At 63.4% G+C, this 10,291-nt stretch carries 11 protein-coding genes; 1 reads left to right on the top strand and 10 read right to left on the bottom strand.

Annotated features, from left to right (window positions below; genetic code table 11):
- Positions 1-186: 186 nt before the first annotated feature.
- The 8 genes from aroA to ACEWPL_RS17240 form a co-directional block, all read right to left on the bottom strand.
- Complete coding sequence (gene aroA / locus ACEWPL_RS17275) at positions 187-1,536, bottom strand: 3-phosphoshikimate 1-carboxyvinyltransferase (RefSeq protein WP_393930747.1); 1,350 nt, start codon at positions 1,534-1,536, stop codon at positions 187-189.
- 68 nt (positions 1,537-1,604) lie between these two features.
- Entirely contained in the window at positions 1,605-2,447 is an 843-nt protein-coding gene (locus ACEWPL_RS17270; protein WP_393930751.1) for a lysophospholipid acyltransferase family protein, read from the bottom strand.
- 131 nt (positions 2,448-2,578) lie between these two features.
- Positions 2,579-2,857 carry an HPr family phosphocarrier protein gene (locus ACEWPL_RS17265; RefSeq protein ID WP_393930745.1) on the bottom strand — a complete coding sequence of 93 codons (279 nt, stop codon included), beginning with the start codon at positions 2,855-2,857 and terminating at the stop codon, positions 2,579-2,581.
- A 4-nt stretch (positions 2,858-2,861) separates the two neighbouring features.
- Positions 2,862-3,257 carry a PTS sugar transporter subunit IIA gene (locus ACEWPL_RS17260; protein WP_393930743.1) on the bottom strand — a complete coding sequence of 132 codons (396 nt, stop codon included), beginning with the start codon at positions 3,255-3,257 and terminating at the stop codon, positions 2,862-2,864.
- A 40-nt stretch (positions 3,258-3,297) separates the two neighbouring features.
- Positions 3,298-4,212 (bottom strand): RNase adapter RapZ, encoded by a 915-nt coding sequence (gene rapZ, locus ACEWPL_RS17255; RefSeq protein ID WP_393930741.1) that lies wholly within the window; start codon positions 4,210-4,212, stop codon positions 3,298-3,300.
- Between the two features lie 10 nt (positions 4,213-4,222).
- A complete protein-coding gene (locus ACEWPL_RS17250) occupies positions 4,223-4,636 on the bottom strand; it encodes an HPr kinase/phosphorylase (RefSeq protein WP_393930749.1) in 414 nt (137 codons plus the stop codon).
- 25 nt (positions 4,637-4,661) lie between these two features.
- The gene (locus tag ACEWPL_RS17245) at positions 4,662-6,371 is read right to left on the bottom strand and encodes a sensor N-terminal transmembrane domain-containing protein (RefSeq protein WP_393930739.1); all 1,710 of its coding nucleotides are present in this window, start codon (positions 6,369-6,371) and stop codon (positions 4,662-4,664) included.
- Between the two features lie 2 nt (positions 6,372-6,373).
- Complete coding sequence (locus ACEWPL_RS17240) at positions 6,374-7,078, bottom strand: response regulator transcription factor (RefSeq protein WP_393930737.1); 705 nt, start codon at positions 7,076-7,078, stop codon at positions 6,374-6,376.
- 379 nt (positions 7,079-7,457) lie between these two features.
- Between ACEWPL_RS17240 and ACEWPL_RS17235 the strand changes: the two genes are divergently transcribed.
- The gene (locus ACEWPL_RS17235; protein WP_393930735.1) at positions 7,458-9,056 is read left to right on the top strand and encodes a phosphoenolpyruvate carboxykinase; all 1,599 of its coding nucleotides are present in this window, start codon (positions 7,458-7,460) and stop codon (positions 9,054-9,056) included.
- A 185-nt stretch (positions 9,057-9,241) separates the two neighbouring features.
- Here the strand turns inward: ACEWPL_RS17235 and ACEWPL_RS17230 are convergent, their stop codons facing one another.
- Both ACEWPL_RS17230 and ACEWPL_RS17225 read right to left on the bottom strand, forming a co-directional pair.
- Positions 9,242-9,574, bottom strand: a complete 333-nt coding sequence (locus ACEWPL_RS17230; RefSeq protein ID WP_393930733.1) for an AzlD domain-containing protein — start codon at positions 9,572-9,574, stop codon at positions 9,242-9,244.
- Positions 9,571-10,287 carry an AzlC family ABC transporter permease gene (locus ACEWPL_RS17225; RefSeq protein ID WP_393930731.1) on the bottom strand — a complete coding sequence of 239 codons (717 nt, stop codon included), beginning with the start codon at positions 10,285-10,287 and terminating at the stop codon, positions 9,571-9,573. The genes ACEWPL_RS17230 and ACEWPL_RS17225 overlap by 4 nt, the downstream gene beginning before the upstream one ends.
- Between the last annotated feature and the right edge of the window lie 4 nt (positions 10,288-10,291).

Genomic DNA, 10,291 nt, shown 5'->3' with positions numbered 1-10,291 from the left:
TCGCGGCCTGATCAGGCCCAAATCCGCATGCTCGGAGAACGCCGCTGGAGAATTTCCACCAGAATCGAGACACAACCTTTTTTCATGCCTGCACTTTTGAAACTGCGGCGCCTCCGGCGGGGATATTTTCGGCAAAAAGAAAGGGGCGCAATTGCTGCTTCATCTTGGTTCAAATACTCAAGCCGATCAGGCGCCGCGCTTGATCTCTGCACCAAGCCGGTCCATCAGAGGTTCGAAGATCGGGAAGGATGTGGCGATCGGGCTCCCATCATCGACCGATACCGGCGCGTTTGCGGCCATTCCGAGGATCAGGAAGGACATGGCGATGCGGTGGTCGAGATGGCTGGCGCAGGTGGCGCCGCCAGGCACGTTGCCATGGCCGCGGCCATGGACGATCCACCAATCCGGCCCCTCCTCCACCTCGACACCGTTTGCATGCAGGCCGGTGGCCATGGCTTCGATCCGATCCGATTCCTTGACGCGGAGTTCAGCAACGCCGCGCATCACGGTCTTGCCTGCCGCGAAGGCGGCGACAACCGACAGCACCGGGTATTCGTCGATCATCGAGGCGGCGCGGGCAGGATCTACCTCGATCCCTTCAAGGTCGGGTGAATAGCGGGCGCGCAGATCCGCCACAGGCTCGCCGCCCTCGAGGCGCTCATTCTCGTAGGTCAGGTCCGCGCCCATTTCGCGCAGGGTGGTGAAGAGACCGGCGCGTGTGGGGTTGAGGCCGATATTGGGCACCAGCACGTCCGATCCGGGCACGATCAGCGCCGCGCAAACGGGAAAGGCCGCCGAGCTGGGATCGCGCGGCACGTCGATCTCTTGGGCGCGCAGCTCGGGCTGGCCGGTCAGGGTGATGACGCGGCCCTCCTTGCTATCCTCGGTGCGGATCGTTGCGCCGAAGCCCGCCAGCATCCGTTCAGAATGGTCGCGGGTTGCCTCACGTTCGATCACCACCGTCTCGCCGGGGGCATTGAGTCCGGCCAAAAGGACCGCAGATTTCACCTGTGCAGAGGGGACCGGCGTGGCATAGCGCACCGGCACGGGCTCGGCCGCGCCGACGATGGTCATGGGCAGGCGGCCTCCGGTGCGGCCATAGCTCTGGGCTCCGAAAAGCGCCAGCGGATCGGTCACGCGCGCCATTGGGCGCTTGTTGAGGGAGGCATCGCCCGTGAACGTCGCCGTGATCGGCGAGGTCGCCATCGCCCCCATGATCAGGCGCACGCCGGTGCCCGAATTACCGCAATCGATCACGTTGGGTGGCTCGGCAAAGCCGCCCACGCCGACGCCGTGCACCGACCATGCGCCGCCGCCATGATCAGTGACCTCGGCGCCGAAAGCCCGCATGGCGCGCGCGGTGTCAAGCACATCCTCGCCTTCGAGCAGCCCGGTGATCCGCGTCTCTCCCACGGCCATCGCGCCCAGGATCAGGGCACGGTGCGAGATGGACTTGTCGCCCGGCACATCCGCGGTGCCGGTCAGCGGGCCACATTTGGCCGAGCTCATTGGGATGGGGGTGCCGTGGCCTGACATGCGTGCGCCTTTGCCTGAATTGCGTTTCGGATCTGATAGCGTACTCGCGCGGAGCGGTCCATCGCAGGCTACGTGCCGCCCGCCTCTCCCAGGGAGAGGGTATGCGCCCGCAGCCATGTCATGAACCCGCGCGGATCACGCTCCAGCATCTCCATCCGCTCGTCCGAGACGGGGGCGCCAACCACAGGCTTTTGCGGGCGATTGCAGCTATGGACAACCTCATGCAGCAAAAGGCCCTGCCGAAGCGTCGCCGATAGCCGGTTGGCAATCTGATACCAGCGGCTATTGGAGCCGGGGAAATAGATCGGCACCACCTTGGCCCCCGAGCGGCGGATCATCTGCGCGGTGAACACGTTCCACTCGCGCTCGATGGCCGGGCCGAACATTGTGTCGGATGAGGCAACGACGCCCGACGGGAAGACACTGATCAGGCCGCCCTCCTTGAGATGCGCCATCGCGTTGGCGCGCATCTCCACCGATTTGCGCTGCGCGTCCGGCTCGTGCGGGAAGGGCACGGGGATCATGTAGCTGGCCGCCACCTCGTCGATACCGGTCAGCAGCGCGCGCGTCAGGATCTTGTAATCGGTGCGGCGTCTGCCGATCAGGTCGGCCAGGATCATGCCATCGACCAGACCGTGAGGGTGGTTTGCCACCGCGACGACCGGCCCGGTCAGCGGGATGTTCTCAAGCTCGGCATGCGGGGTCAGCAGATCGATCCCCATCGTGTCGAGCGACGCGCGCCAGAAGGGTTGACCGGTGGGCGCGCCGCGCCGCTCGAAATCGCGGATCATGCGGATGATCGACAGCTTGCCGGTCATCCATTCGATCCCCCGGATCGTTGCGGCGGTCAGCGGGGCATCGAAGGAATTGGAATAGGTCAGGCTGCGCCTGTCATATTTGGGAAAGGTCATCGTCGCATCGCCGGATGCGGTATGCGCGGACTCCTCCGCGCCGCCCTGGCCGGATGCCTGATGCCGTTCGTCGCGTCGATCGATTGCCAAGTTGGACCGTTCCAATCCGTCGCTCGGCGCGCGGTTGCGCGCTACATGTCTTCCCCGAACCTGGTTGCAACCAAGGCGGCCACCGCATCGGCCAGCGCCTCGGCATCCGGGCCGCGGGTTTCGACGTCAATAGTGCTTCCCATCGCGGCTGCCAACATCAAAAGGCCCATGATGCTGTCGCCGCTGGCCGATTGGCCATCATAGGACACCTCTGCAGACGCGTCGAACCCTTCGACCACCTCAACCAGCTTGGCCGAGGCGCGGGCATGCAGGCCCTTGACGTTGACGATCTCGAGTTTGCGCATCACGGGTGCGGACATAGGCTTATTCTTCCACTGAAATATTCTGGCTGTCGATGTATTTGCGAGCCGCATAGAGCGCGTCGCGCACGGCATCGGGCAGCGGCTTGTCCCGGCTTTTCGCCAGCTTGATCAGCATCGGCAGGTTCGCACCATAGAGCATGCGGCGATCGCCGCTGCGGCAGGCGGGAAGCGACAGGTTGGAGGGCGATCCGCCGAACATGTCGGTCACAACCGCCACCCCCTCGCCGCGATCGACGTCTCGGGCCGCCTGACTGATTTCGGCTGTCTTGGCTTCGCGGTCATCGCCGCTTTCGACCGAGATGGCGCGAATGCCCTGCTGAGGCCCGACGACATGCTCGATCGCGGCCAGATATTCCCGCGCCAGCCCGCCGTGCGCTACGATGACGATCCCGATCAACGCCTTGTTATCCTTATCTATCCGCGCCGGCCCGCGACGGTTACGTGTCGCTGGCCCGGCGCTCAAGCTCTCGGTGCCTAGTTGACACCTGCCACCCCCGTTCTGCAAGGGTGCGCGCCAAAGTTTCCGCCATGGCAACCGAACGATGCTGGCCGCCGGTGCATCCCAATGCGATCGAGAGGTATGACTTCCCCTCAGCCTCGAAGGCCGGCAGGAGCAGATCCATCATCTGGCCCAGCTGGGCATGAAACGCCTCGAACCGCGGATCGGCGGAGACGTAGCGCGCCACTTCTGGCGCCCTGCCATCGAGCGCGCGCAGGCCGGGGTCCCAATACGGGTTCTTCAGAAACCGGCAATCGAAGACCATGTCGACACCGCGCGGCAGTCCGCGCTTGTAGGAAAAGGAATGGACCGAGACGGCCAGCCGCGCAGCACGGCCGGGGCTGATCCATTGCTCCAGCTCCGCGCGCAGCTCTTGCGGGCTGAGCTCTGACGTGTCGATCAGGATATCGGCGCGGGTGCGCACGGCGCGCAGCAGGTCCAGTTCGCGCGCGATGCCGATCTGCGCGCTCTCGGCGGGGGCCAGGGGATGACGGCGTCGCGTCTCGGAAAAGCGGCGCAGCAGCACATCCGGGCGGCAATCCACGAAGAGGAGCTGTACATGCAGGTCACCGCCGGCCGCAAGCTGATCGACCGCATCGACCAACGCCGCAGCCGAAAAGTCGCGGTTGCGAGGATCGACGCCGAGGGCCATGGGCCGGTCCGGCGAGGCGCTTACACCGCTCGGCGCGCTCAGCAACCGGGGCAGAAGGCTGAGCGGAAGGTTGTCGATGGCCTCGTAGCCCATATCCTCCAGCGCGCGGATCGCCGTGCTGCGGCCCGCGCCCGAGGGACCCGTCACCAGAACCAGCGGCGGCGGCGTGCCATGCGGTGTCGATGTGCCGTCCTCACTCATACCCACGTCCTCATGCAGCGCGTCCATGCAACAGATAGAGGTAAACAGCAGCCGGAAAATGGCCTGCGGCACTGCCCCGCACAAGGGGCAGGCTCACGCCCAGAATTGTCTCCGTCTCATCGGGTGGCAGGCGCGGCGCCTCCGCAAGTTCCAGATTGACAAGCAGCGCCGCGGGTGTCGGCCCCGAAGCGGGCGTCTTCAGAATTCCCACGCCGCGCGCCTCGATCCGGCCCCGGATGGCCGGGGGCGCATCCAGCATGAGAGCGCCGCCCTGGCACCAGGCGCAGCTTCGATCATCTGAGACAAGCACGCCGCCCATTGCGATGAGTTGCAGTGCCAGAGACGACTTGCCCGCGCCGGACGCGCCTCTGATCAACACGGCGCGGCCCGCAACCGCGACGCTTGAGGCGTGCAGAATTTGCATCCCCGGCGGATCGGCGGACACCGGCTTAGACCGGCAGGCCGACGACAAACCGCGCGCCAAGCGGGTCCGAGGTGATATCCGCGTCCGTCGGGCGGATATTCTCGGCCCAGATCACGCCGCCATGCGCCTCGACGATCTGCTTGGAGATCGCAAGGCCAAGGCCGGAATTATTGCCGAAATCCTTGGCGCTCCGCTGCGAGTAGAACCGCTGGAAGATCTTGGTCAGCGCCTGATCGGGAATGCCGGGGCCGGTATCCTCGACAACGATCAGCACGCGGTTCTCGCGGCGGCGCGCCCAGATCCGGATCGCGTCACCTTCTTCGCAGAAGCTGGTCGCGTTCGAGATCAGGTTGACAAAAACCTGCGCCAGACGCGCCTCGAGGCCGTTGATGACGATTGGCTGGCTGGGGAAATCGGTGATGAATTCGATACCCTTTTCGCCCGCCTGCTGCCCCAGATATTCGCCAAGGTTGCGCATCATGGTGAGCAGGTCGAACGGCTCTTCCTCTTCCTTGACCAATTCGCTGTCGAGACGCGACGCATTCGAGATGTCGCTGACGAGCCGGTCGAGGCGGCGCACATCGTGGTCGATGACATCCAGCAGCTTTTCGCGCTGATCGTCCCGCTTGGCCACGCGCATGGTGCCCACGGCGCTGCGCAGGCTGGCAAGGGGGTTCTTGATCTCATGGGCGACATCGGCCGCAAACTGCTCGTTCCCGTCGATGCGGTTGTAGAGCGCAGCAACCATACCGCGCAGCGCGCCGGACAGGCGCCCGATCTCATCTGGGCGGGCGGTCAGATCGGGAATTCGAATGCGCCCGCTTCCCTGTTTGCCACGGTTTCGCGCGCCGCCGATCTCGGCGGCGGCGGCCAGATCGGCCAGAGGGTGCGCGATGGTTGAGGCCAGGATCAGGCTGAGACCGATGGAGACGAGCGTGGCGATCAGGAACATTTGCAGGATACGCTCGCGCTCGGACATGACCAGATAGTCAATCTCGCCGGTCGCGCTGATCATCGACACGGCGCCCACGGCGCTCCCATCCTGCAGGATCGGGGTCGAGATCACGAAAACCGCGCCACCATCGACCTCCGCAGTGGTGACCTGCGTGCCATTTTGCAGCGCCGCATTCACCTGCGCGCGCGCGATTTCTTCCAGGTTAGGGACAATGGCGCCCTGCCCGGGAGTAAAGGGCGTTGACAGCCAATCCCAGAGCCGCCCCAGCGCGTCGGTGATCAGCGTCGGCTGCCCCTCGGCAGAGGTGGCCGGGCGATCCGCCGTGCCGGTCATGCGGCCCGCCAGCGCGCCCGCCGTGTCAAAAACGAACACTTCGGCCCCGCGCTGAACATCCAGCCGTGACAGGGTTGCATCCACATCGACGCCGTCCCCGGTAATGAGGTTGACGGGAGAGCGCGCAGGCATCTGCACTTCGAAGACGTTCGCGACCAGTTCGGCCTCACCGACGAGGCCGCTCATCCGTTGCAGGGCAAGCCCGTCGCGCGACGAGTTAAGATAGAGAATGCCGGCAACAAGAATGTTCAGCGCGATCAGGTTGAAGATGATGATCTTGCGCGCCAGAGGCGACTCGCGCAGCGAGAAGAAGCCGCGTCGCGCCCGGCGCTGACGCAGCTCATCCTCGACAACGTTATCCGGCGCGACGAAATCTTCGCCGAGAACCACGTCGCCATCCCGTCCCGGTGCCGCATCGCGCACGTTAATCCCCTCGGCCAGAGTCACGTTTATTCTTCGTTATATCTGTAACCGATGCCGTAGAGCGTCTCAATCGCGGAGAATTCCGGATCGACCTGACGCAACTTCTTGCGCAGACGCTTGATATGGCTGTCGATCGTGCGGTCGTCGACATAGACCTGATCGTCATAAGCCACATCCATCAGCTGATCCCTGCTCTTGACGAAGCCGGGTCGCTGCGCCAGCGCCTGAAGCAACAGAAATTCCGTGACGGTCAGCGAAACGTCCGAGCCCTTCCACGCCACCGCGTGACGCAGCGGATCCATGCGCAGCTCGCCGCGCTCGATCACCTTGCCCTCTTCGGCATCGACAGCAGTCACATTGCCGTCAAGCGCGTCCTGACGGCGCAGGAGTGCGCGGATCCGCTCGACCAGAAGGCGTTGCGAAAACGGCTTTTTCACATAATCATCGGCGCCCATGCGCAGGCCCAGCACCTCGTCGATCTCATCATCCTTGGAGGTAAGGAAGATCACCGGCATCTGCGATTTCTGGCGCAGCCGCTGAAGTAGGTCCATCCCGTCCATGCGCGGCATCTTGATGTCGAGCACGGCCATGTCCGGAAGCTTCTTGGAAAATGCATCAAAGGCCTGCTGGCCGTCATTATAAGTCTCAACCTCGAAGCCTTCGGCCTCGAGAGTCATGGAAACGGATGTCAGAATATTCCTGTCATCGTCCACAAGGGCGATTTTGGACATGTAGCTATTCCTTGTACTGCTCAGATTGCCTGATTTTTTTCATCAGTATGCCGTTCTTTGCGCAAGGCGATCAATCCCAATTCGCGAATCACACCCTTTTCACCCTCCATTTGAAGGCGTTTTTCATAACCAATGGCTAATATGACTCACTTTTTGGGTCCGTTCTGCGCATGATTTGTGCAAAATGCTCCGGGATGGGCGCGATTGCGCTAACGGGCATTTGGTTGCGCTAACGCGTGCAAAGCCGCCTGTTCAATCCCTGAAACCGCATGCTAAGAAACGCGCGAGCCATCGGTGGGCGCCCGCGAATTCCGATCAATCGGTCTCTGCGCAGTGCACCCCAAGAGCGGCCAGGACCAGATATCGGAGAGAGACTGTCATGACATTGGGACGGGTAAACCCGAAATTCCGCCTTGAGGATCAGGGGATCGATGGGCTGGACAGCGTCCACTACAATCTGATCGAACCTGCCCTGATCGAGGCCGCGCTGAAGAACGGCGAGGGTAAGCTGGGCCGCGGCGGCGCCTTTCTTGTCTCGACCGGAAAATTCACGGGCCGCTCGCCGCAGGACAAGCACGTGGTCGCCACCGAAAGCGTCAAGGACAGCATCTGGTGGGACAACAACGCCGCCATGTCGCCCGAAGGGTTCGATGCGCTCTATGACGACATGCTGACGCATATGAAGGGCGGCACCTACTATGTGCAGGACCTCGTCGGCGGCGCGGACCCGGCCTATGCGATCAAGGTGCGCATGGTGACCGAACTTGCTTGGCATGGCCTTTTCATCCGCCACCTGCTGCGCCGCCCCGAGCGTGAGGCGCTGGACAATTTCATCGCCGATTTCACGGTCATCAACTGCCCCAGCTTCCAGGCTGACCCGGCTAGGCATGACTGCCGCAGCGAAACTGTGATCGCGATGAATTTCGACCGCAAGATCATCCTGATTGGCGGCACGGAATACGCGGGCGAGAACAAGAAATCGGTCTTCAGCCTGCTGAACTACCTGCTGCCCGAGAAAGACGTTATGCCGATGCATTGCTCGGCCAACCACGCCAAGGGCAACCCGGTGGATACGGCCATCTTCTTTGGCCTCTCGGGCACCGGCAAGACGACCCTGTCGGCAGACCCGGACCGCACGCTGATCGGCGATGACGAGCATGGCTGGTCGGATCGCGGCACCTTCAACTTTGAGGGCGGCTGCTATGCCAAGACGATCAACCTCGACCCCGAGGCCGAGCCCGAGATCTATGCGACCACGTCGAAATTCGGCACCGTGATCGAGAACATGGTCTATGACGAAGAGACGAAGGAACTCGATTTCGACGACGACAGCCTGACCGCAAACATGCGCTGCGCCTACCCGCTGGAATATATCTCGAACGCCAGCCAAACGGCCATCGGCGGGCACCCCAAGAACATCATCATGCTGACCTGCGATGCGTTCGGCGTGCTGCCGCCCATCGCACGGCTGACACCGGCCCAAGCGATGTATCATTTCCTGTCCGGCTTCACCTCCAAGGTCGCCGGCACCGAGCGTGGTGTCACCGAACCCGAGCCGACCTTCTCGACCTGCTTCGGCGCCCCCTTCATGCCGCGCCGCCCTGAGGTTTACGGCAACCTCCTGCGCCAGAAGATCGCCAAGCACGGCGCGACCTGCTGGCTGGTCAATACCGGCTGGACGGGCGGCGCCTACGGCACCGGCTCGCGCATGCCGATCAAGGCGACGCGCGCCTTGCTGACCGCAGCGCTCGACGGCTCGCTGGGGGATGTGGAGTTCCGGACAGATGCCAATTTCGGATTTGAAGTGCCGATCGATGCGCCCGGCGTGCCCACCGTCCTGCTGGACCCGCGCCGCACTTGGGACAAGCCCGACAGCTACGACCGGCAGGCCGCCAAACTGGTCAAGATGTTCGCGGAAAACTTCGAGCAATACCTGCCGCATATCGACCAGGACGTAAAAGCGGCGGCCATCGGCTGAGTCTTGAAGACTTCGGAAAATGACAAGGGCGTGCCGAGCGGCGCGCCCTTTTTTTCTATACAAGCCATCGGAACTTCCGGGCTTCGCCCCGGACCCCAGGATATTTTCAGCAAGAAGAATGGGCCGGTTTTTCTTCTTGCTGAAAATATCCTCGCCGAAGGCACTCGTCTCTTTTGGTGCAGCGCCTAGCCCAGAAGATAGAGCATGCCGTAAAGCGCGGCGGCTCCGGCCAGGATCGCTGCAACCACGTTGCGCGTGGCAAGCCCGACAAGGACCGTGGCGCAGGCCGCCGTCATGCGCGGCAGGTCAAGCGCACCCCCAGTCGCGGGCGGCCAGACCACCATGGGCGCGACCAGCCCCGGCAGAACAGCGACGGCAGTATAGCGCAGATGACGCAGGATCCACGCGGGAAGCGGCCGATCCCCGATGAGACCAAGGAAGATGAAGCGCAGCCCATAGCTACCGAGGCCGAGGCAGATGATCGTGATCCAGATGTCGAGCGTGGCGATATCCCTCATGGCTCAGCCTGCCGGCGGGTCATCATCAGCTCAACCTGCGCGCCCGCCATCATGCCCACCACGCCTGCCACCAGAAGGCCCATGCTATAGGGCACGAAAGCCAGCAGCAGCGCGACGGCGATGGAGGTGAGCGCCGCCGCCACATGGGCCAGAGTGCGCAGCATGGGCGCGATCATCGCGAGAAACGTGATCGGCACCGCGAAATCCAGCGCGAACTCCGGTGGGATACGTCCACCCACCAGCGCGCCGATAACCGTGAAGAGCAGCCAGAGCGGCATGAGGGGAGTGACCGCTCCGAAATAGAAGGCGATCTTCTGCCGCACGCTCCAGCCGGGGTGCTTTTCATAGGCGAGGATGGCGCTCGCGTATGCCTGATCGACCATGCAATAGGCCACCAGCGCGCGCATGCCCAAAGGCGCCTCGCCCAGATGGGGCGTCAGCGAGGCCGAATACATCGCCATCCGCAAGTTGACCGCCAGCGCCGTGACCACGACGATGATCGTCGGCGCGTGCTCGGTCAGAAGCTGGACCGCGGTAAACTGCGCCGCACCCGCGACCACCAGGATCGAGAAGGAAAACGTCTCGATCAGCGTCAAACCCGCCTCGGTCGCCACGACGCCGAAGAGCAGCGCGAAAGGAACCAGCACGAGGATGAACGGCGCCCCGGCGCCCACGCCTTGCCAGTAGGTGGATTTGGTGCTTTGTGGAGTCATGACC

Source organism: Roseovarius roseus (genome assembly GCF_043355935.2).
Lineage (GTDB): Bacteria > Pseudomonadota > Alphaproteobacteria > Rhodobacterales > Rhodobacteraceae > Roseovarius > Roseovarius roseus.
Note: the sequence above shows the minus strand (reverse complement) of the source record. Positions and strands in the feature narration are given on the sequence as shown.